The organism is Legionella geestiana (assembly GCF_004571195.1).
GTDB lineage: Bacteria > Pseudomonadota > Gammaproteobacteria > Legionellales > Legionellaceae > Legionella_B > Legionella_B geestiana.
This window is the reverse complement of the sequence record NZ_CP038271.1, coordinates 1,705,237-1,729,138: the sequence shown is the minus strand read 5'-3', so window position 1 is coordinate 1,729,138 and position 23,902 is coordinate 1,705,237. Positions and strand designations below refer to the sequence as shown.

Sequence of the window (23,902 nt, the reverse complement as noted above, 5' to 3'; positions counted from 1 at the left end):
AAATTGGATCAGTTTATCTAAAGACACAACCTGACGGCGCCGATACCGCACATAAAATGCGGTATCACGGCGCTGTGGAATCAATTTTCAATAGCCCATAACCTGGTTTGGTCCTTCTCCGGCTTGTTTGCCGGGTACCTCATCCGTGCTATGTGTTGTTCTTTCCTTTCTGTGTCGCGAGCTGTGAGAGCGGCTTGATTTGTCAGAAAATATGGAATGAGTGCCGGATGAGTGTGTTTTGGAAGAACGATGAGTTCTCTCACTCTTGTTATGCTTCATGGCCAATTGTAATTCCAGACTTTCAACTTTTGATTGCAATACATGTATCTGTTTTTCCAGGGCTTGAATTCTGCTTTCATAAGCTGAGTCTGAACTGGATGAGCTTGCATTGGGCGAGCTTATTTTTTCCTCAAAGTTAGCGCCTGCTTTTGCAATGGATTCAGGCAGTTTCTTGTTACCCGTCTTGACACACTTATCGATGCAAGAGCTAATGCGATCCATATCTGATTTGTTTGCAAGGGTGATGCTTAATAATGCCATATTTTCATTGGCAGCCAGAGTATACAAGGCTTTACTATCACTTTGTACTACGTGCTGCAGTAAGCAACTCGCGAGGAGAGGGCGGCCCTTTTTAATCAAAGCCATGCCGGCATGATATAATATGGCTGTATTTTCTTGTGATAATTTCAAAACATTGGTCAAAAACAAGGTAACAGGTTGCGCAACAAGATCCTTCTCCATTTGTTCAATCAGTATTTCATTGGCATGAAATTTTTTACTAGCCAGGCTGGCAACCAGACAATGATTGTAAAATCTGGCTTGCAGTTCGGGATTACTTGCTATCGCATCAGCCGTCCCCAGGCGTTTTGCCAATAACAGGTTATATCTGGCCACGCATGGTAAATAAGGTCTTTCACCCAATACTCTATGTAATGTAGAGCATAAACTATCAACGATCGACGATGCGGCAAGACTGTCGAACTGCTCTGCAAGATGCATTAACACATCCACATCATTATGTTTATTGCAGACAATCGATATAAGTTCCTCTTCATGCACACTTTGTAGTATTTCTTGCAAAAGCGGTTTATCAAGGCGTGATATGCTATTTTCACCAGCCCGCAGCAGGTATTGGAAACATTCTATTTTGGCTGCAGGGGTGTCTGCTACCATCAGTCTACTCAAACGATCTTGTGCAGATGCATATTCACTATCAGAAAGATGAACAGCTTTATAATACTTGATTGCTTCATCAGTTCTGTGTGATTCTTCAAATGCTTTTGCAATCTGGTACGTAAGTCGATAGGATGCAACGGAGATCAGGTCATTCAATTGGATGGCGTCATCCATATGGCCAGCGCGCAGACAGAGCATGGCGGCATTGCAAAGATCAAGCTGATTGAACAGGCTATATATGGTTGAGCGCATTTTTGCCGTTTCGTCAGGCGTTAATGAAAGAATACCTGGATTCAGAGATTTGATAAATTGAATCAGCTCGTTAACCTTCTCTAAACTACTGAATGTAAGAGCAACTATCTTGCCATCAATGCTTGTTACGTATTTTTGGTCAATGGCTCCCGTCAGTGCTTTAGACATTGATAAATCTTTGCAATCAATACGTACTTCATAATCTGAGTTATCAAGATACGAGTTATCAAACGATCCCTGCGTAGGTTTTTGTAAAATGCTGATGGATTCAAGCAGTTCGGCATTTTCAACAACAAATTTGCAGCCGATTCTTTCAAGTTTTACAGGTCTTCTGGAAGATTTGCTTTCACCAGTATATTGAATTTTCAGGTGCTGGATATGTTTTAATATATGTTTTTCTGTTGCTGACATGATAACTCCTTGTATATATTTCCTGGATCTGCGCAAAGTACAATAATATCGCTCGCACTGCAATCGGTTTTAATGTAATGCAGGACAACCGCATCTTAATGTAACCTAGCCTTAAGCCTTTCCCAAAAACAGAGCTGCTGGAAATTAGAAAATTGGCTATGTCGCAAAAAGCTGCCAACCAGGATAATGCCTCATTAATATTTAATACGTGGATAAATTGACTGAAGTTTTGTCTCGCATTCTCAATCTCAAACTGTCAGTTGACGCCTTTCTGTTTTTGCTCTTCTGTGCCCATATCTGAGTCTCCTCCCTTAAAAGCTCAATATTGCCAAAGCGTCTGTTATTGATGCATTGACTGGTCATGGCACAGAGTTCACACTCGGCAATGTTTAGCCAACTGCCATGTTTTGGCGTATGGTGAAACTCAATTTTCTGAACGATTTCACGCGCTTTTTCGTGATTTTTCGGCAAGCCTGCATTCTAATCAATACCCGTCCCTCGGTCAAAATTTTATGCATTATCCGGGCAACACGTTGTTTTCCAACCCATTAACCTTCACGGTTAAATCGTTTGGTAATCCGGGGTGCATCTGCTCTGGAGCGTTCTTCGTCAAAAATTCCCTTTATTTTTTCAACCAATTCACATGTATGCACAAAGCGAGGGATATGAGTTGCTCTTGCCCGGACCTCCTGTAGCTACACTACGCACTTTTGTCTGGCACAGAGTGCCTTTTTTCATCGCGTTATTATAAGCCTGCACCTGACATTCGCTGCTCTACAGCTTGTTTTTTCTCATATTCAGCAAGCCATTCAAATAGCTCCATGGTTTTGTCGGGGCCCAGGGTATAACCATTAACAACGTTTTGATATGCATCCAGCAGGGATTTCATATCATCTTTCAAGTTCTTTATCCTGCTGAGCGGAAGCATTGCATCCATAGTTTGCTTCAGATTGCCACATTTGAAAAAACCGTAACCCCTCGTGTCGACATCCTCTCGAAGTTCAACCAATGAACGCTTGAGGGAACTCAACGAACGAATGCCTTTCTGCAAGGCAGGAATGTCTTTTGACAATACAGGGGCCATTATCCAACTGGAATGACCCACCCGGAATTCAAATCTATCCTCAAAACTTCCGCCATCACTTTGTGACTGCAGCGCATCAATCCTTAAGGCATTTTCAATCCCTTTCAGCCTGGTAATCACCCCTTCAAATTCAACACTGCGCTTATGATGCTTTCTTGAAAAGGCTTGCATTTGGCGAGAAACATTTTTTTTCACAATTACTCCAAAGTCGATAACGGAATTACATGAGTGCATGATTTGATTAATTTAGGGTCATTATGGCACATCAGTGCGCATACCTCAATGCACGTTTAAGAGCTCAGTTAACCACCCGCCTGGCAGTTGAAAAGACCGGCAGACTACGCTAATCAACCAGCAAGCCTTATCAATATTGGAGGACCGGGTTTATCCAGGCTACATGGTTTGCGCATTGCGAATATTGGCCAGAATCTATTTGACTCAGGCAAAGACATCGACCATGTGGTTTTTGAAGTTTCAATAAAGGTACATATAATACTGTCGGCACAGGCACCGGCTTCGCCACCATGAAACAACCAGTTATTCCTGCCGATAATAGAGGGGTTAATGTATTTGACAGGCGCCAATATACTAGGGTCTGTTGACAATTGGTGACATGGCTGCAAACCACGTCAATTTGTCCAAATTTAACCTTGAGTTCGTTAAATAGAGCCGGCTATTCGCCTCACTCAAGATAAAATTTGGCCTAAATTAACGTGATTTTCGCTTCGTACCACCAAATGTCAACAGACCCTAAATGAGCATTAACGCCATGCTCGACTTTTTGAGAGTTAACTTTTCAAAAAGTTGCCGTTCCACCATCTTTGTCGCCATTTTAAAATCAATGTTTCCTTACGTATGCCAGCTTTTCCGTAGGGATCGTCATTTGCGAATTTCTCAGCTTCAGCGCGGTCTTCAGTATCAATTAAACTGATACCACCAATGACTGTTGTTCCATCATCATCAAGTAAGGCTCCCGAAGCAAGTAATTTGTCTCCGATACTTCGCAAGTGTTCACGATGAGCTTCACGAATTTGCTCACGTTGTGCGTCCATATTATCGAAGTCGCGCGCGTAAATGAGGTAAGGCATAGTATCAAAATCCTTAAGATGGTACCTGGTACAACTGACGTTTACACAGGCTGATAATATCAAACCAAACCCAAAGTATTCACTATAATTTTAGGCATTCCCAGTCTGAAAGTCAGTGCCAGGTAACTGCCGCTAAAAATCATATATTCGAATGTATTGAAATTTACTATAATCGAAAGCGGCTACATTCAAGATTGGGGTATCAATCTCCGGATTTCTATGAGGTCAGAAAAGTTGATTAGAAAGATGTCCGATTTACCCGGCAAGACCATGTGATTATCAGGGCAAAAAGCAAGACGACACGACCCCATCCTCGGCTGCTGGTGCTTCGCTGGGTTCCTGCATGGATTTCACGATTTCTGACGAAGCCCGCGTGATTACTCCTTGCGATTTATCAGGCAGTGTTTGAGAGATAACGGCGCTAATCCATGCTTCTGCTTTTTCAGCCGTTATACAAGTGACTAAACACTTCATGAAAGCCTCGTAATCCATGCGTAAGGCATCGAGCCTTTGAATGTTCCTGGTGGTTGATATCAGCGCTGTGACGCCAGTCTGTTTGCGAGATTCACCGATATTAATCTGCAGGTTCACAATGGCTTCTGGATTCGTAAGGGCCTCTGGACAGTTGGTTTGAATCCATCGTGCAATATGCTCAGACATAAGCAGTATAGTAAGTGTGGAGATTTCCGTTCCCACTGTTATTGCATCATCGATGCTCTCGATTGGTCTATATATGAGCCTGGCATCACCCACGCTCTGAATTTTTGTGGAGATACCCGTTCTCCATTCTTCCTTGATCAACACTTTGTGGTGCTTTCCGGGTTCAAATTGCGTTGTATCCAGGGCAAAGAGCTTGGTTTTGGCAAAAAAGGTAGCAGACCTGTCAATTATGCGCTGCGTCCTGATCATTTCAACAACTTCTATTGTCAGATCCCCCGGATATAAGGGATGCGTTATTTTCAGGTCATTTTTGTCACTTGAAATCTCAAACCCTTGCAATCTTCATTCCCACTTGATTTTCAGCGAGCAGGATTCAGGCAATATTGGACTCACCTGGTCGTTTAACAAGCGAACGGATCGTTGTCCGTTTACACAAAGAAAAACTTGATAAGCTTGTTCAATCATTGATTGCCATGAAAAATCAACGGTAAACGGCTTAATGGCGGTAGGCGTTGCTGACATACGAGGTCTCACATTGCTTTAAAAAAAAGCAATTGTACAATAATGATTTAAATCAATCAACTTACATACTTAATATTCGTGATTGAACCTCCTTAATGGAGCAAACTCCTTTAAGGGGGTCGGGGAGCATTGAAAAAGCGTTAAGTCGGTTCATCACAATTGAATCCCAGAGTCCGAACAGGCTGAGTCGATTCAACGCGTTCTGGACATGCTCGAAAAAGTACTGAAAACTATTGGACAAAGTCAGGAAAAACTTATCGAGAATGATGACGCTCTGTCGGAAAAGAAAAACATACTGAGCAGCATCAAGGGAGTGGGAGACACTACCGCAATCGCCCTGCTCTATGTGCTTCCTGAACTGGGAACGCTTTCTCCAAAGCAGATGATTGCGGCACTTGCCGGAGTGCACCCTTTAATCGCGATAGCGGCACACTTAGAGGAAAACGCACCATTTGGGGCGGTAGAGCCTCCGTCAGAAACGCGCTCTACATGGCAACACTTGTCGCGACCAGACACAATCCGCAAATCAAAAGCTTCTACCACAGGCTCTGCCAGGCCAGAAAAGCAAAAAAACCGCTCTCATTGCTGCCATGCGAAAGCTCTTAATCATCATGAATACTGGAATCTTGAAACACCAACGGCATTTAATCTCTGAACTGGTTCGGAGACCAATTCATATGGCTCACAGAAACGGGGGAAATGCACTGGGCTTCGCCATGCTCAGACAAGCCCACAAACAAATTCATTTAATACAATGATTTATTTGAAATTGGCGCCGTAGCCTGCGCTGATAAGCGCGGGATGGGATGCTCGTATTAAACATCCGGCCAACGGCGACACCCATTGCCAGGCTTCGCTGCGCTCAGCCCAGCCTTGCCAATTAAAATACAATGATTTATTTTGAATAAGGTAACTACCATGAGTTTTTGGCTCAAGACAGTTGCTACAAAAAACTCATTAATACAATGCTTTATTTTAAATCAGAACCTTAGCCTTTGTTGATAAGCCCAGGGACGGATGCATGAGATGACACCTGATGTCGGGCTTCGCTGCGCTCAACCCAATCTACAAAAAATCTTGAAATACAATTATTTACTCAAAACTACAATTATCTTAAATTCTGGCTCAAGAAAGTTGCTTTGATATTTTACAGCTCCATCAAGCACAATGCCCCTAAACCACAATATTTTCACTTCTTAACATGAAATGAGAACGTCCCTAAATGGTTTTAAAAACGAGCCGCTTAAAAGAGAGTTTCAGAAATTGAAAGATAGAGTAGAGATGAAGCACTGAACACATATACTAGGTCAAATAAGAGACCGAGGATTTTATGATAGGGGCCAAACGAATAGTATGCCCCTACCAATCACAACAACGAACGGAGATTACTCGTCGGCCTGCTCTTCGTCCTGCGGACGGTCAACAAGCTCAACAATAGCCATAGGCGCATTATCACCAGCACGGTAGCCGCACTTTAGTACACGCACATAACCACCTGGACGCTCAACATAACGCGGTCCAAGGTTTGTAAACAGTTTGCCAACAGCGCTCTTGGATCGCAGTCTGTCGAAAACATGGCGACGATGAGCAACCGTATCAACCTTACTGACTGTAATCAGTGGCTCAACATAACGGCGAAGCTCTTTCGCCTTAGCCAGTGTCGTTTTAATAATTTCATGTTCTACCAATGAGCAGCACATATTGGAAAACATGGCCTTGCGGTGACTGCTGGTTCGGCTGAAGCTTCTACCAGAATTACGATGACGCATTTAAAAACTCCTCAAAATTTACTCGCCAAGGTTTGCAGGCGGCCAATTTTCCAGTTTCATACCCAACGACAATGTACGGGATGCGAGTACATCCTTGATTTCCGTCAGGGATTTTTTACCCAGATTCGGTGTCTTGAGCAATTCAGTTTCTGTTTTTTGTACCAGATCGCCAATATAAAATATATTTTCAGCTTTCAGGCAGTTTGCAGAACGTACGGTCAACTCGAGATCATCCACTGAACGTAAAAGAACAGGATCAAAATCATTACGTTCTTTATTGTCGTGGCGCGCTTCTTCAAACTTCATGTCAACGAAAGCATAAAGCTGGCGCTGAAGAATATTTGCTGCATGTCGAATTGCTTCTTCCGGATCGATAGTGCCATTTGTCTCAAGATCGATAGTCAGCTTATCAAGGTCTGTGCGATTCTCTACACGCGCATTATCTACATAATAAGCAACCTTGATGACAGGAGAATAGCTGTTATCAATACGCAGCTTTCCAATAGACTTCTGCTGAACCTCTTCCTCAACGCCGTGCTGAACCGCTTCAGTAGAATGAAACCCTGTTCCACGGGTCACTTTCAACGTCATGTTGAGTTTACCGTTAGCATTAAGGTTCGCAATTACAAGATCCGGGTTAACAATTTCAACACCATGAGTAACCTGAATATCAGATGCCTTCACCTGGCATGGACCTTTCTTTTCGAGAGTAAGGACTGCTTCCTTTCCGACTGTCATACGCAGAGCGACCTGTTTGAGGTTTAGCAGGATATCTACAACATCCTCCTGAACCCCTTCAATCGTACTGTACTCATGCAATACGCCATCAATAGTGGCTTCCGTAATTGCACTTCCAGGCATCGAAGACAGAAGTATTCTTCTCAAAGCATTACCGAGAGTATATCCATATCCCCGTTCAAGAGGCTCAAGAACAATGCGGGCATGGTTCGGAGAACTTGCCTGCACCTTGAGGACCTTAGGCGTCAACATCTCTTTTATTTCACTAGTCATGCGGCGAAGTCTCCGATTTTACTTGGAATAAAGTTCCACAACGAGGTTAACGTTGTAGTCGGGCGACAAATCAGACAAAGTTGGCGCAGTGGTAAACGTACCCTTAAACGCGGAGCTGTCGACATTGAGCCAGTCACAGGATGCGCGCTGCTCGGAAAGAGCAACTGCAGCAACGATTCGACCCTGAGCACGCGCTTTTTGACGTACAGAGACAACATCACCCGGCTCTACCTGATAAGACGCGATATTAACTACTCTGTCATTAACGAGAATTGCCTTGTGTGAAACCAGCTGACGCGCTTCTGCACGTGTAGTAGCAAAACCCATACGGTATACCACGTTATCGAGACGGCTCTCGAGCATGGCCATCAGGTTTTCACCCGTTGAACCCTTTTTGCCAGCTGCCGCCTTGAAGTAGTTACGGAACTGTCGTTCAAGAACGCCATACAGACGACGTATCTTCTGCTTTTCACGAAGCTGTTTACCGAAGTCACTCAGTCTAGGCGTCTTTTCACCATGTTGGCCCGGACGTTTGTCAAACTTGCACTTTGATTTTATATCACGGAAACCGCTCTTTAACAAAAGGTCCGTTCCCTCACGTCGGGAAAGTTTACATGTTGGACCAAGATATCTTGCCATTGATTACTCCTGAAATTATACGCGACGTTTTTTCGGCGGCTTGCAACCGTTGTGCGGTATACCGGTAACGTCAGTGATCTCCACAATTTTGAAATCCTGTGAAATCAGCTCGCGAATAGTTGACTCTCGTCCGGGTCCTGGGCCGTGTACACGAACGGCAACAGACTTGAGGCCATATTCTTTAGCGACAGCAGCAGCACGTTCAGTAGCAACCTGAGCTGCGTATGGTGTACTTTTTCGTGATCCGCGAAAACCTGAACCACCGGAAGTTGCCCAACACAGAACATTACCCTGACGATCAGAGAACGTTACAATGGTGTTATTGAAGGACGCATGAACATGAACAATTCCATCAGTTACGATGGTTTTAATCTTTTTGCGTACTTTTTGTTGCTTCGACTTATTAATAGCCATATTGGTATCCTACATAAAAAATCATACACTGCTGGATTTACGTCTGCCCTTTCGCGTCTTGGCATTGGTTTTTGTACGCTGACCACGAACGGGAAGACCACGACGGTGGCGCAGGCCACGATAGCATCCCAAATCCATGAGTCGCTTGATATTCATGGTTACAACACGGCGCAAGTCACCCTCGACAGTCATCTTGGCAATTTCAGCACGAAATGCTTCCAACTGGGCTTCCGTCAGCTGTGAGACCTTAACATGCGTTTCAACACCCACCGCTGCACACAACTTCTCTGAAGTTGTTCTTCCAACGCCATAGATAGAAGTCAGTGCTATCACGACATGCTTATTGTCAGGGATATTCACACCTGCTATACGAGCCATTCAATTCTCCGATATTTTTTCACGCTCTCGCAAAGGGTCGAAAGCATACTGGTTTCAACATAATAAATCAAGTAGTGCTTAGCCCTGCTTCTGCTTGTGACGCGCATCTTTACAGATAACACGTACAATACCACTTCTCTTGATAATTTTGCAGTTTCTGCACATACGCTTTACAGACGCTCTAACTTTCATTGAAAACTCCGAGTTCTACTTACATTAAACCTGGCAACTTTGTGCCTTTAAGATTTGCTTTTTTCATCAGCGATTCATATTGCTGTGTCATAAGGTGCGCCTGTACCTGGGCAACAAAATCCATAATGACAACCACAATAATCAACAGCGATGTTCCCCCAAAATAAAACGGAACATGCCAGGCATACATCAGTATTTGCGGTAAGAGGCAGACCAATACGAGGTAGAGGGCGCCAATCAACGTAAGACGTGTCATGACCTGGTCTATGTAACGGGTTGTCTGCTCCCCAGGACGAATGCCGGGTATATAGGCACCAGACTTTTTAAGGTTGTCTGAAGTATCCTTAGGGTTAAACACCAGCGCTGCATAGAAGAACGCAAAGAACAGAATCGCCACCGCATACACAATCAAATAGAGCGGTTGTCCGGGCGACAGCGCCATACCAACATCAGCAAGCCAATCCATACCCTTTCCACGGCCAAAAAACTGAGCAAGAGTAGCAGGTAAAAGAATAATGCTTGATGCAAAAATTGGCGGAATAACACCCGACATGTTTATCTTGAGCGGCAAATGACTTGACTGTGCTGCATAGACCTTTCTGCCCTGGGTACGCTGCGCATAATTCACACGAATACGACGCTGAGCGCGTTCCATGAACACGACAAATCCGGTAACCGCAACAACAATGGCTGCAAGCAATATCATCGTTAAAGCCTGCATTTGTCCTTCGCGAACCTGCTGGAAAACAGATGCGATAGCCTGCGGCATGCTGGACACAATACCAGAGAAAATAATCAGCGAGATACCGTTACCTACACCCTTCTCTGTAATTTGCTCTCCAAGCCACATCAGGAACATGGTTCCCGTAACAAGAGTAACTACCGCGGTAAAATAAAACGAGAAATCAGCCGTAAGCGCAATGTGCTGACCGGCGAGCCAGCGCGCCATGCCAAGAGACTGAAATATTGACAGTAACAGCGTGAGATAGCGCGTATACTGGTTTATTCGTCGACGCCCCGCTTCACCTTCTTTTTTAAGTTGTTCAAGCTTTGGCGAAACCACTGAAAAAAGTTGAATGATAATCGATGCTGAGATGTATGGCATAATCCCGATGGCAAAGACGGTAACCCGCGACAATGCACCACCAGAGAACATGTTAAACAGACCAAGAATCGTGTTCTGCTGCTCACCAAAAAAATTGGCAAGTTTGACAGGATCGAGGCCCGGAACAGGAATATGCGCACCAAGTCGATAAACGAGTATTGCAATCAACACAAAATACAATCTTGCCTTGAGCTCAGCCAATCCCCCGCGGGACTGGCTTGATACGTTTGATTTGTTTCTCATTCTTATTCTTCTATACTGCCACCACAGTCTTCAATCATCTTACGTGCACCACGTGTCACACGAAGACCTTTCAACCGTACGGCAGTTGTTAACTCACCAGAAAGAATGATTTTAACATCCTTGATGGCATTGCTGACCAGTCCGGCATGTCGAATCACGTTAAAGTCAATGACTTGATCACCCAACGCTGCCAGTGCTGATACAGGAATTTCGTCAATTTGGCGAGAAACACGCGACTTGAAACCCATTTTGGGTAAACGTCGCTGAATTGGCATCTGACCGCCTTCGAAATTAATTTTAGTAAAACCACCAGAACGTGACTTCTGACCTTTGTGGCCTTTACCACTGGTTTTACCAAGACCAGAGCCTATACCGCGTCCCAGACGTTTTTTAGCATGGCGCGAACCAGGCGCTGGTTGCAGAGTATTGAGTTGCATTATACAGACTCCTCAACATGAAGCAGATAACTGATTTCATTGATCATACCTCGAACAGACGGTATGTCCTGATGGACCACGGTACGGTTAATTTTACGCAAGCCCAAAAGTCCAGCTATAACTTTATGCTTTGGCTTTCGACCAATTAGACTTTTAACCAGTGTAATTTTTACTTGGTTTTCCATGATTAACCTGCCGTTACATGTTCTACGGTTTTGCCGCGCTTCGCTGCAACAAAATCCGGGGTGCCAATTTGAGTCAGTGCCTTAATTGTGGCATGGACAACGTTACCAGGGTTTGTGGACCCAATGCTTTTCGCAAGAATGTTACGTACACCAAGCACTTCAAGGACAGCACGCATCGCACCACCTGCGATAATACCGGTACCTTCACTGGCTGGCATCATGAAAACGCGTGATGCACCATGTTTAAGGTTAATCGGATGGTAAATTGTGCTTCCGTTAAGCGGTATATACGTCAGATTCTTGCGTGCACGGCCCATTGCTTTTTCAATGGCAGCAGGTACTTCGCCTGCTTTACCGCTTCCGTATCCAACCTTACCGTTCTTGTCACCAATAACCACGAGAGCCGTGAAAGAGAACTTACGCCCGCCTTTCACTACCTTTGATACACGACGCACCGAAACAAGACGGTCATCGTACAAATCATTTTTTGAATTATCATCAAATGCCATGTCAGTTCCTTAAAAATTCAAGCCAGCTTCACGCGCTGCTTCTGCTAGTGCCTTGACACGTCCATGATAACGGTAGCCGGCTCGGTCAAAGGCAACCTCCTTGAGGTTGTTTGCAATTGCACGTGCTGCTATTAACTGTCCGACCTTGCGTGCCTGGTCAGTTTTGTTACCTGAAAGTCCAGTGCGCAATTCCTTGTCAAGCGTGGAACAGGATACAACAACGTTGTCACCATGAGTTCCCGGTACAATAATTTGCGCGTACATGTGTAAACCACTGCGAAAAACTACCAGTCTTGCGCGTTCGCTGCGGCGAATTATCGCTTTAGTACGCTTTCCGCGTCTGCTGCGTGCCAACTCTTTATTCATATCTGCTATACCCTGTTCTTTTCACGCCAATATCATTTCAGATTATTTCTTCTTGGCTTCTTTGCGGGCTATCACTTCGCCTGCAAACTTAATACCCTTGCCTTTGTAAGGCTCAGGCGGCCTGTAGCTTCTAATTTCCGCCGCAACCTGACCAAGCAGCTGCTTGTCGATGCCACGAAGTATAAGTGTTGTATTATTCGGTGTTTCAGCCGTAACGCCTGCCGGCAGAATGTGCTCAATTGGATGCGAGAAACCAAGAGACAGACCGACTGATTTGTCTTTTGCCTGTGCTCGATAACCTACACCGACTAACTCAAGGGTTAATTCAAAACCCTTGGTAACGCCTTGAACCATATTACTGAAAATGGCGCGCATTGTTCCGGCTTGTGCCCATGCATTGGCATCATCACAGGATGGCTTAAAGACCATCGTGTTTGCATCAGCGTCAGAACGCGATACCGATACCAACTTATTGAGAGGGTGGGTCATTGTACCCTTCGGACCCTTCACAGTTATACTGTCATTGCCGACGGTGACTTCCACATTCGATGGCATCACTACCGGTGCTTTGGCTACTCTGGACATAGTTCCCCCGCGCAATTAAGCCACTTCACAAATCACTTCACCACCAACACCCAGCGATTTAGCGGCGACATGTGTCATAACGCCTCTGGATGTTGAGAGGATGGCAATACCAAAACCTGGGATGCCCGAAAGCGAACGTGAAGACTTATAAACTCTAAGGCCAGGTCGGCTAATGCGCTTAATGCGCTCAATAACCGGTCGACCGTGATAATATTTGAGATTTAAGGTAATGGATTTCAGGTTGTTGTCCAATGCCTCTACCGAGTAACCATCGAGATAACCCTCTTCCTTCAATACACGGGCAATCTCTTCCTTCAGCTTCGATGATATTAATGTCACTTGCTGATGTTTAGCCTGTTGACCATTTCGGATACGTGTCAGCATATCAGCAACCGGATCATGCATACTCACAGTTGTTCTCCAAATAAATTATTACCAGCTGGATTTACGTCCACCTGTTACGTTACCAGCCATCAATTGCTGTCTGAGACAGATCCGGCACAGTGCAAACTTTCGATACACTGCATGTGGACGGCCACATTGCTGACATCGAGTAACCTGTCGCACAGGACTTGAGTTTACTGGTAAACTGGCAAGTTTTGCCTGCGCTTCGATTATTTCTTCCACATCCGTGGATGACTTGATGATTTTCTTCAGGGCAAGTCGTTTTTCACGATGTTTTTGAACCAGCTTTTCATTTCTTCTGGAACGTTCCAGCATTGATCTCTTGGCCACAATATTACCCTTCTTGTTTTCTGTCTCTGTCTTTTAAAGGAAGATTGAAGGCTTCTAGCAATGCTTTTGCCTCCTGATTCGTTTTTGCGGTTGTTGTAATGCAAATATCCAACCCACGAATACCATCTGTCTTTTCGAAATCGATTTCAGGAAACACGATTTGCTCATGAATGCCCATGCTGTAGTTTCCAGTCCCATCAAACGACTTCGGATTCAGGCCTCGAAAGTCCCGAACACGTGGAAGCGCGATGTTAATGAGGCGATCAAGAAACTCATACATTTGTTTCTTTCGCAGCGTAACTTTACAGCCAATTGGCCAGCCATCACGAATTTTAAAACCTGCGATGGACTTACGCGCTTTAGTTACTACAGGTTTTTGTCCTGCAATTTTAATCATGTCCGCGACTGCGAAATCCATAATCTTCTTGTCGCCTACTGCTTCACCAACACCCATATTGAGGGTGATTTTGGTAATTTTGGGAACCTGCATCACAGACTGATATTTAAACCGGTCCATCAACATTTTCACAACTTCGTCTTTGTAAAACTGATGTAATCTGGCCATTTGGTCACCTTGATACTTCATCAATGACTTGGTCATTAGATTTGAAATAACGAACTTTCTTCTGCACGCCGTCAACCTCTATGAACCTGAAGCCAATACGATCAGCCTTTTTAAGCGCAGAATTGTAATGAGCTACATTTGACACATGCAAAGACGCTTCACGTGTGATTATCCCACCCTGAACATTCAGCTGAGGGTTGGGTTTCACGTGTTTTTTGACGAGGTTTGCACCCTCTACCCAAACACGATCATCCTTCACACGCTTTATTTTGCCGATGTGTCCTTTGCTCTTACCGGCTGTGACTATTACGCTGTCACCGGAACGAATACGATTCATGAATATTCCCTCTTACAAAACTTCTGGAGCAAGAGAAATGATTTTCATGAATCGCTCTCTAAGCTCACGGGTCACAGGGCCGAAGATACGTGTGCCAATCGGTTCATTCTGGTTGTTCAGCAGCACAGCTGCGTTACCATCAAAACGGATAAGCGAACCATCATCGCGGCGAACACCTTGTGCGGTGCGAACCACTACAGCCTTCATAACAGCACCTTTTTTTACCTTGCTGCGAGGTATTGCATCTTTAATGCTCACCTTAATGACATCTCCAACGCGGGCATACCGTCGATGGGAACCGCCGAGCACCTTGATACACATAACTTTACGTGCTCCGCTGTTATCAGCCACTTCGAGCACCGTTTGCATTTGTATCATTCTAATCTCCAGCTCTGTATACAGCCTGAAAAAGGTTGCTGATTATATCAGCCCTTTAACAGCTTTTAAAGTCACCTGTGCGGATTCAGGAAATCACTTCCACCAAAACCCAGCTTTTGGTCTTGGAGAGTGGACGAGATTCTTGAATTTTCACGATGTTTCCAATGTTGCACACCTGGTTTTCATCATGAGCGTGTAATTTAGTATGGCGCGTTACAATCTTTCCGTACTTCGGGTGTTTAATTTTACGCTCCACTCGTACAACAATTGTCTTCTGCATTTTATTGCTGACAACTTTGCCGACTATCGTACGTCCACGAGATTCCGTATTAGTCATTTGTGTTACCTGCCTTCTCACCAATAATGGTTTTCACGCGCGCGATACTGCGGCGTACGCTTTTAATGAGGTGTGGCTTTTCAAGTGAGCCACTGGAGTGCTTGAAACGCAAACCCATTTGTTCCTTACGCAGAGTAAGCAACTCACCATTTAGGCTATCGAGGGACAGTTCACGCAATTGTTCTGCAGTTTTCATTTACATCACCTTTCTTTCTTCAAATGCCACTTTGAAAGGAAGCTTGGCTTTGGCAAGGTCGAATGCTTCAATTGCAAGCTCTCGGCTTACGCCTTCCATTTCAAACAGCACTTTACCAGGCTGAATTTGTGCAACCCAATATTCAACGTTACCCTTACCTTTACCTTGACGAACTTCAAGTGGCTTTTGGGTAATTGGCTTATCCGGGAACACACGAATCCAAATTTTACCGCCACGCTTGATATGACGTGTCATGGCACGTCGCGCAGCCTCAATCTGGCGAGCAGTAAGACGTCCACGCTCAACGGCTTTCATGCCAAACTCACCAAAACTGATTTGTGAACCGCGCAATGCCAAACCACGGTTGCGGCCTTTCATCTGCTTGCGGTATTTCGTACGTTTGGGCTGTAACATAATCGAAAATCCTCTCTTACTTGCTGGTATCAGCCTGCTTGCCCTTCTGGGGAAGTACTTCACCCTTGAAGATCCAAACTTTGACACCAATAATGCCGTATGTGGTCTTGGCTTCTGCCGTACCATAATCAACATCTGCTCTGAAGGTGTGAAGCGGTACTCGACCTTCACGGTAACCTTCACTTCGGGCAATCTCAGCGCCACCAAGACGACCACTTACACAGATCTTGATACCCTTGGCGCCAGCTTTCATGGCGGATGATACTGCACGCTTCATTGCGCGACGGAACATAACGCGCTGCTCAAGCTGTTGTGCAATGTTCTCAGCAACCAAAACAGAATCAAGTTCAGGCTTGCGAACCTCTTCAATGTTAAGATGAACAGGTACGCCAAGCTGGCCTGCAATTTCGTTGCGCAGCGACTCTATACCACCACCCTTCTTACCGATGATGACGCCTGGGCGACCAGCATGGATAGTGACGACCGCATTATTGGCAGGACGCTCAATCATGATTTTACTGACCGCAGCCTGCATCAGTGTCTTCTTGAGATGCTTGCGCAGGTTAATATCCTGATTAAGCAGTTGCGCGTAATTTTTACTGGAATACCATTTGGAATTCCAATCCTTGACTATACCCAGTCGTATACCGGTGGGATGAACTTTTTGACCCATGGCTATTCCTCGTCTGACACTTTCAGAATGATGTGGCACGTACGCTTGCTGATGCGGTTGGCACGACCCTTGGCACGAGCTCTTATTCGTTTCAGAGTAGGCGCCTCATCAACGCACACCATACCCACTTTCAGCTCATCAATATCCACACCATGATTGTTCTCTGCATTAGCAACTGCTGATTCCAGCAGTTTGAACATCAGCGCGGCACCTTTTTTAGGGGTGAACTTCAACGTGTTTAGCGCGTTAAAAACATCCATGCGTCTAATCATGTCTGCTATAAGTCGGCCTTTTTGTGCTGACAGAGGGGCATTTCTGAGTGTAGCTGTAACTTCCATCATATATCCCCTTATTTGCCTTTAGTCTTACGATCACCAGAGTGCCCCTTAAAGGTTCTGGTTACCGCAAACTCACCTAACTTATGTCCGACCATGTTATCAGTAACAAGAACTGGAACATGTTGTCTGCCATTATGTACAGCAATCGTTAGGCCAATCATCGGAGGAATGATTGTGGAACGACGTGACCATGTCTTGACAGGACGCTTGGAATTGGTACTGACCGCCTCTTCGACTTTATCCAACAGATGCTGGTCGATGAAGGGTCCTTTTCGAATAGAACGAGCCACCTTAATATCCTCTCAGCTGATTATTTCTTATTGCGATGACGAACAATAAACTTATCCGTTCGCTTGTTGCTTCGTGTTTTGTATCCCTTGGTCGGAACGCCCCACGGTGTAACGGGATGACGGCCACCAGATGTACGCCCTTCACCACCACCATGTGGGTGATCAACCGGGTTCATGGCAACACCACGAACGGTTGGTCTTACACCTCTCCATCGCGTTGCACCTGCTTTACCAAGTGCACGTAAGCTGTGCTCGCTGTTGCTGACCTCACCAATTACTGCACGGCAGGTGTTAAGGATCTTACGCATCTCACCAGAACGAAGACGTATGGTAGCATAGGCGCCTTCACGTGCCGCGATCTGTCCTGAGCAACCTGCACTTCGCAGCATTTGTGCGCCCTTGCCAGGCTTCATCTCAACACAGTGAATAGTCGTACCCACAGGAATATTTTTCAGTGGGAGACAGTTTCCAACGCTGATAGCCGATTGCTCACCGCTCATGACCTTGTCACCCGCCTTAAGGCCTGCAGGTGCGATAATGTAGCGACGTTCACCGTCTGTATATACAAGGAGTGCGATATGAGCAGATCGGTTAGGATCGTATTCAATACGCTCTACTTTAGCTTCAATTCCGTCTTTTTGGCGTCTGAAGTCAATGATTCGGTATTTGTTACGCACACCACCACCAATATGGCGAACAGTAATTCGCCCCTGGTTGTTGCGTCCACCCGTTTTGTTAAGCTTCTCAACAAGTGCTGCGTGTGGCTTGCCTTTGTGCAGGTGTTCGTGCACCACTCTCAATTCGCCACGCTTCCCAGGAGAGGTAGGTTTTGATTTTACTAATGCCATGGTATTCTGCCTTATTCGGTGACAGTAAAGTCAATATCATGCTCTGGGTGCAGCGTAACAAATGCCTTTTTCCAGTCGCTGCGCTTGCCATTAATCTGCTTGAAGCGCTTACGCTTACCCTTAACATTCAATACAGATACGTTTTTGACCTTAACTGAAAACAGTTGCTCAACAGCCTGTTTGATTTCAGACTTGGTTGAAGTGGCCATTACCTTAAACGTGTACTGCTTCAATTTTTCCGCAAGAATGGTTGCCTTTTCAGAAGTATGAGGATTTCTGAGCACCATCATCATTTTTTCTGCGTTCATTGCAGTTGCTCCCCAATCTTGGTAACGGCATCACGCGTCATCACTACTTTCTCAAACTGCAGCAGGACAACTGGATCAATCGCCGTAGTATCTGTTACATCAAAATCAATCAGGTTTCGGGAGCCGAGGTATTCCGCCTCTCCGATCTCACGCATAACTACCAACGCATTATTGATGTTAAGTGCATGCATTTTATTAACGAAATCCTTCGTTTTGTGTGATTCACACTGGAAGTCGTCAACAATAATCAGGTTTCCTGAGCGATTAAGCTCGGAGATTATACTACGCATCGCACGTTTGTACATTTTTTTATTTAGTTTTTGTGAGTAATCACGCTTTTTGGACGCGAAAGTCACACCACCTGAACGCCATATTGGGCTACGAATGGATCCAGCACGTGCACGACCGGTTCCTTTCTGGTTCCATGGTTTTCTACCACCACCTCGAACTTCAGCACGGGTCTTTTGTGCGCTGTTGCCACTTCGGGCATTGTTCATGAATGTAACAACGGCCTGATGCACCAAACCTTCGTTGTAGGGATATGCGAAAACTTCGTCGTTTACATCAAACGCAGCATTAGTGTCAGCTGTAGTAAATTGCATCTTCATCCCCTATTTTGCTTCTTGACAGCCGGCTTTACTTCAACCCGTCCACCAGGAGCACCCGGTATGGCACCCTTGATAAGTAACAGATTGCGTGCGGCATCAACGCGTACGACTTGAAGGTTATGTGTGCTGCAGCGCACATTACCCATATGACCCGACATTTTTTTGCCTTTGAATACGCGTCCAGGAGTCTGGTTTTGACCGATACTTCCAGGAACACGGTGCGAGACAGAGTTACCATGAGTCGCATCCTGTGTACGGAAATTGTGGCGTTTTACCGTACCAGCATATCCTTTACCGCGGCTTGTCGCAGTAACGTCAATGTACTGACCTTCAGTAAAAAGATCGGAAATCGTTATTTCCTGACCATCTTTATACTCTTCAGAAGCATCAATGCGAAATTCACCACGAAGATCACCAGCAGGTACAGAAGCCTTGGCAAAATGTCCAGCCAGTGGCTTGCTAACGCGGTTTGGCTTCATGGAACCTGCAGCGACCTGAATGGCGCTGTATCCATCTCTTTCTAATGTTTTAACCTGTGTGACACGGTTAGATTCAACCTCTACAACGGTAACAGGGATTGAAAGCCCTTCCGGTGTAAACACACGTGTCATACCGACCTTGCGGCCCAGTAAACCGATCATGATTGTATTACCTCATTCAAAGGGATAAAACCCGATTACTCATCGTCAAGGCTGATTTGAACATCTACACCTGCGGCAAGATCCAGTTTCATCAACGCATCCACTGTTTTTTCAGTAGGGTGAACGATAACAACCAGTCGCTTGTGTGTACGAAGCTCATACTGATCCCGTGCGTCTTTGTTAACGTGCGGAGAAATCAGAACCGTGAACTTTTCTTTTTTAATTGGCAAAGGTATGGGACCCCTGACCTGGGCCCCTGTTCTTTTTGCCGTCTCGACAATCTCGCTGGTTGACATGTCGATAAGCCGGTGATCGAATGATTTCAATCGAATTTTAATGTTTTGGTTATTGCTCATTGCTATTACTCAATAATTTTGGCGACAACGCCGGCACCAACAGTTCTGCCACCTTCACGAATTGCGAAGCGAAGCCCCTCGTCCATTGCAATTGGACAGTGCAGGTTGACCGTCATCTGGACGTTATCACCTGGCATAACCATTTCAACACCTTCTGGAAGGTCACAGGTTCCAGTCACGTCCGTTGTACGGAAGTAAAACTGGGGACGGTAACCATTGAAGAAAGGTGTGTGTCGACCACCTTCGTCCTTGGAAAGGACATACACTTCAGCTATAAACTTAGTGTGTGGCTTAATAGAACCCGGCTTAGCCAGCACTTGACCACGCTCAACGTCGTCACGCTTCGTACCACGCAGAAGCACACCTACGTTGTCTCCGGCACGACCTTCATCGAGCAGTTTTCGGAACATTTCAACGCCTGTACAGGTCGTTTTCTGTGTGTCACGAATACCTACAATCTCAACTTCCTCACCCACTTTAACAATACCGCTCTCAACACGACCGGTTACAACGGTACCGCGACCGGAAATAGAGAAAACGTCTTCGATTGGCAGCAGGAAAGGCTTCTCGATATCTCGTGTTGGCTCAGGAATGTAACTGTCCATTGTCTCAACGAGTTTCATAATAGCTGGCACGCCAATGTCGCTCGTGTCACCCTGAAGGGCCTTCAGTGCGGAACCAACAACGATAGGAATGTCATCACCGGGAAAGTCGTAGCTGCTAAGCAAATCACGCACTTCCATCTCAACAAGTTCCAGAAGTTCAGGATCGTCAACCATGTCGGCTTTGTTTAAAAACACAACAATGTAAGGTACGCCAACCTGCCGGGAAAGAAGAATGTGTTCACGTGTCTGGGGCATAGGGCCATCGGCTGCAGAAACAACAAGAACCGCTCCATCCATCTGCGCAGCACCTGTGATCATGTTCTTAACATAATCCGCGTGTCCTGGGCAGTCTACGTGTGCGTAGTGACGGTTTGCAGACTGGTACTCTACGTGCGCTGTAGCAATCGTGATTCCACGCGCTTTTTCTTCAGGTGCGGCGTCAATCTGGTCGTAAGCGCGCGCTTCACCGCCAAACGCCTTAGCCAGCACCGTTGTAATGGCAGCCGTCAATGTCGTTTTACCATGGTCAACGTGTCCGATGGTACCAACGTTCACGTGCGGTTTGGTGCGGTCAAATTTTTCCTTAGCCATTTCTCAATACCTCTTTAACTTTTATTGTTTCTTGATAATTGCTTCAGCAATGTTGTTTGGAGCTTCAGCATATTTTGCGAACTCCATCGAATATGTTGCCCGGCCCTGTGTTGCAGATCGCAGGTCAGTTGCATATCCAAACATCTCTGAAAGCGGAACCTCAGAGCGTACAATCCTGCCAGCTGGAGACTCATCCATGCCCAGAACAATGCCACGGCGTCGGTTAAGATCACCCATTACATCGCCCATGTAGTCTTCAGGAGTAACCACTTCCACGCTCATGATTGGTTCGAGCAGAACTGGTTTAGCCTTCAGTGCACCTTGTTTAAAGCCAAGCGAACCTGCAATTTTGAATGCCATTTCAGAAGAATCTACTTCGTGGAATGAACCGTCAAACAGGGTGACTTTAACATCGACCACCGGGTAGCCGGCAATTACACCGTTTTGCATTTGCTCCTGAATACCCTTGTCAACTGCTGGAATGTATTCCTTAGGAATAGCTCCCCCAACAATGGCGTTGACAAATTCGTATCCCTCTCCAGGTGTACGTGGTTCGATTTTAAGCCAGACGTGACCATACTGACCGCGACCACCTGACTGACGAACAAACTTACCTTCCTGCTCAACCGGCATGCGCAGGGTTTCACGGTATGCTACCTGAGGTTTACCAACGTTTGCCTCAACGTTAAATTCACGCTTCATACGGTCAACGATGATTTCAAGATGCAGCTCACCCATTCCTTGAATGATGGTCTGTCCAGATTCTTCGTCTGTATGAACACGGAAAGATGGATCTTCCTGAGCAAGCTTACCAAGTGCGATAGACATTTTTTCCTGATCGGCCTTGGTCTTGGGCTCAACGGCAACTGCAATCACTGGATCTGGAAAGTCCATGCGCTCAAGCGTCACTATGTTGTTGATATCACAAAGTGTATCCCCGGTAGTGATGGTTTTTAAGCCAACGGCTGCGACGATATCTCCTGCGCGAGCATGTTTAATTTCTTCGCGTGAGTTCGCATGCATCTGCAGCAAACGGCCAATTCGCTCTTTCTTTTGCTTGACTGGATTGTACACCGTGTCTCCACTGGTTATCTCACCAGAGTATACGCGCATAAATACCAGTGTTCCGACGAAGGGGTCAGTTGCGATTTTAAAGGCAAGCGCTGAAAACGGTGCATCGTTTGCTGTTTTACGGTGGACTTCTTCGCCGTCTTCGTCAATTCCACGGATATCGGGAACGTCAGTCGGTGAGGGCAGAAAGTCAATCACGCCATCAAGTACTGCCTGTACGCCTTTGTTTTTGAACGCTGAGCCACAGAAAACAGGCACAATTTCGTTGTTTACTGTACGCTTACGGATTGCTGCCTTGATTTCTTGCTCGGTAAATGTTTCACCTTCAAGATACTTTTCCATCAGCTCTTCACTGGCTTCAGCAGCAGCTTCGATAATCTTCGCGTGATACTCTTCGCACTGTGACTTCATATCTGCGGGAATGTCATCGTACTGGAAGACCATACCCTTGCTTTCATCGTCCCAGTTGATTGCCTTCATCTTGATGAGGTCGATTACACCTGTAAAAGAATCTTCAGAGCCAATTGGCAGCTGAACGACAACCGGATTTGCTCCAAGGCGCTCACGAATCTGCGTAACTACGCGCAGGAAGTTGGCACCCATACGGTCCATTTTGTTGACAAACACAATGCGTGGTACGCCGTATTTGTCAGACTGACGCCAAACTGTTTCTGATTGAGGTTCTACGCCGGAGACTGAGTCAAACACAACGATTGCACCGTCAAGTACACGCAGTGATCGCTCAACTTCGATCATGAAGTCAACGTGACCAGGGGTATCGATGATATTAATACGGTGTTTTGGGTAGTTCTTATCCATACCTTCCCAGTAGCAGGTCGTTGCTGCTGAGGTAATGGTAATACCGCGCTCCTGCTCCTGAACCATCCAGTCCATCGTGGCAGCACCGTCGTGTACCTCACCCATTTTGTGAGCCACGCCAGTATAATAAAGCACGCGTTCCGTTGTTGTTGTTTTACCAGCATCCACGTGCGCGGCGATGCCGATGTTACGGTATAGTTCCAATGGTGTAGTAGACACGGTTTAACCTCGTAATTAATTCCATCGAAAATGTGCAAATGCCTGGTTGGCCTTGGCCATTTTGTGTGTATCTTCACGCTTCTTGACGGCTGAACCTTTGTTTTCAGAGGCGTCAATCAGCTCGCCGGCAAGCCGCAGCATCATACCCTTCTCACCGCGTGCGCGTGCTGCCTTGACAATCCAGCGCATGCCCAGTGCAATGCTTCTGTCGAGGCGAACTTCTACCGGAACCTGGTAAGTAGCACCACCCACTCGGCGTGAACGTACTTCTACGGATGGACGAACGTTATCAAGGGCCTGTTCAAAACATTTCATAATGTTTGTTGAACCGCTCTCACCAGAGCCAGACTCATCATCCTGCTTCTGGTTCCTGCGAACGCGTTCCTGCATGATTGCAAGCGCGCCATACACAACAGATTCAGCAATGGATTTCTTACCACTAACCATAAGAACGTTGATGAACTTGGCAAGCAGCTCGCTGTGATGCTTTGGATCTGGCAAAACTTCGCGTTTGGGTACTTCTCTTCTTCTTGGCATGACTTAATTC

Annotated in this window: 35 protein-coding genes and 1 pseudogene; 1 reads left to right on the top strand and 35 read right to left on the bottom strand. The window is 45.8% G+C overall.

Annotation, left to right across the window (positions count from 1 at the left end):
- Window positions 1–87: 87 nt before the first annotated feature.
- From E4T54_RS07665 to E4T54_RS07650, 4 genes are all read right to left on the bottom strand, one after another.
- Window positions 88–1,839 carry a tetratricopeptide repeat protein gene (locus E4T54_RS07665; RefSeq protein ID WP_028386020.1) on the bottom strand — a complete coding sequence of 584 codons (1,752 nt, stop codon included), beginning with the start codon at window positions 1,837–1,839 and terminating at the stop codon, window positions 88–90.
- 745 nt (window positions 1,840–2,584) lie between these two features.
- On the bottom strand, window positions 2,585–3,118 hold the full coding sequence (locus E4T54_RS07660; protein ID WP_028386021.1) for a hypothetical protein: 534 nt from the start codon (window positions 3,116–3,118) through the stop codon (window positions 2,585–2,587).
- A 593-nt stretch (window positions 3,119–3,711) separates the two neighbouring features.
- Window positions 3,712–4,011, bottom strand: coding sequence for a YciI family protein (locus E4T54_RS07655; RefSeq protein WP_028386022.1), 300 nt, complete (start codon window positions 4,009–4,011; stop codon window positions 3,712–3,714).
- Between the two features lie 279 nt (window positions 4,012–4,290).
- A complete protein-coding gene (locus E4T54_RS07650; protein ID WP_028386023.1) occupies window positions 4,291–5,010 on the bottom strand; it encodes a hypothetical protein in 720 nt (239 codons plus the stop codon).
- A 484-nt stretch (window positions 5,011–5,494) separates the two neighbouring features.
- Between E4T54_RS07650 and E4T54_RS12075 the strand changes: the two are divergent.
- Window positions 5,495–5,810 (top strand): annotated as a pseudogene (locus E4T54_RS12075) (transposase); the annotation flags it as partial.
- A gap of 768 nt (window positions 5,811–6,578) precedes the next feature.
- On the opposite strand, the gene rplQ reads toward E4T54_RS12075, so the two are convergent.
- The 31 genes from rplQ to rpsG form a co-directional block, all read right to left on the bottom strand.
- Complete coding sequence (gene rplQ, locus E4T54_RS07640) at window positions 6,579–6,962, bottom strand: 50S ribosomal protein L17 (RefSeq protein WP_028386025.1); 384 nt, start codon at window positions 6,960–6,962, stop codon at window positions 6,579–6,581.
- Window positions 6,963–6,980: 18 nt separating this feature from the next.
- Entirely contained in the window at window positions 6,981–7,973 is a 993-nt protein-coding gene (locus E4T54_RS07635) for a DNA-directed RNA polymerase subunit alpha (RefSeq protein WP_028386026.1), read from the bottom strand.
- 18 nt (window positions 7,974–7,991) lie between these two features.
- Window positions 7,992–8,612 carry a 30S ribosomal protein S4 gene (gene rpsD, locus E4T54_RS07630; protein ID WP_028386027.1) on the bottom strand — a complete coding sequence of 207 codons (621 nt, stop codon included), beginning with the start codon at window positions 8,610–8,612 and terminating at the stop codon, window positions 7,992–7,994.
- 15 nt (window positions 8,613–8,627) lie between these two features.
- Window positions 8,628–9,026 carry a 30S ribosomal protein S11 gene (gene rpsK, locus E4T54_RS07625; RefSeq protein WP_028386028.1) on the bottom strand — a complete coding sequence of 133 codons (399 nt, stop codon included), beginning with the start codon at window positions 9,024–9,026 and terminating at the stop codon, window positions 8,628–8,630.
- 21 nt (window positions 9,027–9,047) lie between these two features.
- A complete protein-coding gene (gene rpsM, locus E4T54_RS07620; protein WP_028386029.1) occupies window positions 9,048–9,404 on the bottom strand; it encodes a 30S ribosomal protein S13 in 357 nt (118 codons plus the stop codon).
- A 78-nt stretch (window positions 9,405–9,482) separates the two neighbouring features.
- Window positions 9,483–9,596, bottom strand: a complete 114-nt coding sequence (gene rpmJ, locus E4T54_RS07615; RefSeq protein WP_081776716.1) for a 50S ribosomal protein L36 — start codon at window positions 9,594–9,596, stop codon at window positions 9,483–9,485.
- A 19-nt stretch (window positions 9,597–9,615) separates the two neighbouring features.
- Window positions 9,616–10,944 carry a preprotein translocase subunit SecY gene (gene secY, locus E4T54_RS07610; RefSeq protein ID WP_028386030.1) on the bottom strand — a complete coding sequence of 443 codons (1,329 nt, stop codon included), beginning with the start codon at window positions 10,942–10,944 and terminating at the stop codon, window positions 9,616–9,618.
- A gap of 2 nt (window positions 10,945–10,946) precedes the next feature.
- The gene (rplO, locus tag E4T54_RS07605; protein ID WP_028386031.1) at window positions 10,947–11,381 is read right to left on the bottom strand and encodes a 50S ribosomal protein L15; all 435 of its coding nucleotides are present in this window, start codon (window positions 11,379–11,381) and stop codon (window positions 10,947–10,949) included.
- The gene (rpmD, locus tag E4T54_RS07600; protein WP_028386032.1) at window positions 11,381–11,566 is read right to left on the bottom strand and encodes a 50S ribosomal protein L30; all 186 of its coding nucleotides are present in this window, start codon (window positions 11,564–11,566) and stop codon (window positions 11,381–11,383) included. The genes rplO and rpmD overlap by 1 nt, the downstream gene beginning before the upstream one ends.
- A 2-nt stretch (window positions 11,567–11,568) precedes the next feature.
- Window positions 11,569–12,075, bottom strand: coding sequence for a 30S ribosomal protein S5 (rpsE, locus tag E4T54_RS07595; RefSeq protein WP_028386033.1), 507 nt, complete (start codon window positions 12,073–12,075; stop codon window positions 11,569–11,571).
- A 9-nt stretch (window positions 12,076–12,084) separates the two neighbouring features.
- Entirely contained in the window at window positions 12,085–12,441 is a 357-nt protein-coding gene (rplR, locus tag E4T54_RS07590; RefSeq protein ID WP_028386034.1) for a 50S ribosomal protein L18, read from the bottom strand.
- A gap of 42 nt (window positions 12,442–12,483) precedes the next feature.
- Complete coding sequence (gene rplF / locus E4T54_RS07585) at window positions 12,484–13,026, bottom strand: 50S ribosomal protein L6 (RefSeq protein WP_028386035.1); 543 nt, start codon at window positions 13,024–13,026, stop codon at window positions 12,484–12,486.
- A 15-nt stretch (window positions 13,027–13,041) separates the two neighbouring features.
- A complete protein-coding gene (rpsH, locus tag E4T54_RS07580) occupies window positions 13,042–13,431 on the bottom strand; it encodes a 30S ribosomal protein S8 (RefSeq protein ID WP_172607338.1) in 390 nt (129 codons plus the stop codon).
- Between the two features lie 27 nt (window positions 13,432–13,458).
- On the bottom strand, window positions 13,459–13,761 hold the full coding sequence (gene rpsN, locus E4T54_RS07575) for a 30S ribosomal protein S14 (RefSeq protein WP_028386037.1): 303 nt from the start codon (window positions 13,759–13,761) through the stop codon (window positions 13,459–13,461).
- Between the two features lie 4 nt (window positions 13,762–13,765).
- Window positions 13,766–14,326, bottom strand: coding sequence for a 50S ribosomal protein L5 (rplE, locus tag E4T54_RS07570; protein WP_028386038.1), 561 nt, complete (start codon window positions 14,324–14,326; stop codon window positions 13,766–13,768).
- A 4-nt stretch (window positions 14,327–14,330) separates the two neighbouring features.
- On the bottom strand, window positions 14,331–14,663 hold the full coding sequence (gene rplX, locus E4T54_RS07565; protein ID WP_028386039.1) for a 50S ribosomal protein L24: 333 nt from the start codon (window positions 14,661–14,663) through the stop codon (window positions 14,331–14,333).
- 12 nt (window positions 14,664–14,675) lie between these two features.
- Window positions 14,676–15,041, bottom strand: coding sequence for a 50S ribosomal protein L14 (rplN, locus tag E4T54_RS07560; RefSeq protein WP_028386040.1), 366 nt, complete (start codon window positions 15,039–15,041; stop codon window positions 14,676–14,678).
- 85 nt (window positions 15,042–15,126) lie between these two features.
- Window positions 15,127–15,378: a 30S ribosomal protein S17 gene (rpsQ, locus tag E4T54_RS07555; protein ID WP_028386041.1), complete on the bottom strand. Its 252-nt coding sequence runs from the start codon at window positions 15,376–15,378 to the stop codon at window positions 15,127–15,129.
- A complete protein-coding gene (rpmC, locus tag E4T54_RS07550; RefSeq protein WP_028386042.1) occupies window positions 15,371–15,574 on the bottom strand; it encodes a 50S ribosomal protein L29 in 204 nt (67 codons plus the stop codon). Before rpmC ends, rpsQ begins: the two co-directional genes overlap by 8 nt.
- Window positions 15,575–15,988 (bottom strand): 50S ribosomal protein L16, encoded by a 414-nt coding sequence (rplP, locus tag E4T54_RS07545; protein WP_028386043.1) that lies wholly within the window; start codon window positions 15,986–15,988, stop codon window positions 15,575–15,577. It lies immediately after the preceding gene.
- Window positions 15,989–16,004: 16 nt separating this feature from the next.
- Window positions 16,005–16,661 (bottom strand): 30S ribosomal protein S3, encoded by a 657-nt coding sequence (rpsC, locus tag E4T54_RS07540; protein WP_028386044.1) that lies wholly within the window; start codon window positions 16,659–16,661, stop codon window positions 16,005–16,007.
- 2 nt (window positions 16,662–16,663) lie between these two features.
- Complete coding sequence (rplV, locus tag E4T54_RS07535) at window positions 16,664–16,999, bottom strand: 50S ribosomal protein L22 (RefSeq protein ID WP_028386045.1); 336 nt, start codon at window positions 16,997–16,999, stop codon at window positions 16,664–16,666.
- Between the two features lie 11 nt (window positions 17,000–17,010).
- A complete protein-coding gene (rpsS, locus tag E4T54_RS07530; RefSeq protein ID WP_028386046.1) occupies window positions 17,011–17,289 on the bottom strand; it encodes a 30S ribosomal protein S19 in 279 nt (92 codons plus the stop codon).
- 20 nt (window positions 17,290–17,309) lie between these two features.
- Window positions 17,310–18,137: a 50S ribosomal protein L2 gene (gene rplB / locus E4T54_RS07525; protein WP_028386047.1), complete on the bottom strand. Its 828-nt coding sequence runs from the start codon at window positions 18,135–18,137 to the stop codon at window positions 17,310–17,312.
- An 11-nt stretch (window positions 18,138–18,148) separates the two neighbouring features.
- On the bottom strand, window positions 18,149–18,445 hold the full coding sequence (gene rplW / locus E4T54_RS07520; protein ID WP_028386048.1) for a 50S ribosomal protein L23: 297 nt from the start codon (window positions 18,443–18,445) through the stop codon (window positions 18,149–18,151).
- Window positions 18,442–19,047 carry a 50S ribosomal protein L4 gene (gene rplD / locus E4T54_RS07515; protein WP_028386049.1) on the bottom strand — a complete coding sequence of 202 codons (606 nt, stop codon included), beginning with the start codon at window positions 19,045–19,047 and terminating at the stop codon, window positions 18,442–18,444. Before rplD ends, rplW begins: the two co-directional genes overlap by 4 nt.
- 2 nt (window positions 19,048–19,049) lie before the next feature.
- The gene (gene rplC / locus E4T54_RS07510) at window positions 19,050–19,697 is read right to left on the bottom strand and encodes a 50S ribosomal protein L3 (protein ID WP_058387104.1); all 648 of its coding nucleotides are present in this window, start codon (window positions 19,695–19,697) and stop codon (window positions 19,050–19,052) included.
- A 32-nt stretch (window positions 19,698–19,729) separates the two neighbouring features.
- Window positions 19,730–20,050, bottom strand: a complete 321-nt coding sequence (rpsJ, locus tag E4T54_RS07505) for a 30S ribosomal protein S10 (RefSeq protein WP_028386051.1) — start codon at window positions 20,048–20,050, stop codon at window positions 19,730–19,732.
- 5 nt (window positions 20,051–20,055) lie between these two features.
- Window positions 20,056–21,246, bottom strand: a complete 1,191-nt coding sequence (tuf, locus tag E4T54_RS07500) for an elongation factor Tu (protein ID WP_028386052.1) — start codon at window positions 21,244–21,246, stop codon at window positions 20,056–20,058.
- A 21-nt stretch (window positions 21,247–21,267) separates the two neighbouring features.
- Window positions 21,268–23,355 (bottom strand): elongation factor G, encoded by a 2,088-nt coding sequence (gene fusA, locus E4T54_RS07495; protein ID WP_028386053.1) that lies wholly within the window; start codon window positions 23,353–23,355, stop codon window positions 21,268–21,270.
- Between the two features lie 15 nt (window positions 23,356–23,370).
- Window positions 23,371–23,892 (bottom strand): 30S ribosomal protein S7, encoded by a 522-nt coding sequence (gene rpsG / locus E4T54_RS07490; RefSeq protein ID WP_028386054.1) that lies wholly within the window; start codon window positions 23,890–23,892, stop codon window positions 23,371–23,373.
- Between the last annotated feature and the right edge of the window lie 10 nt (window positions 23,893–23,902).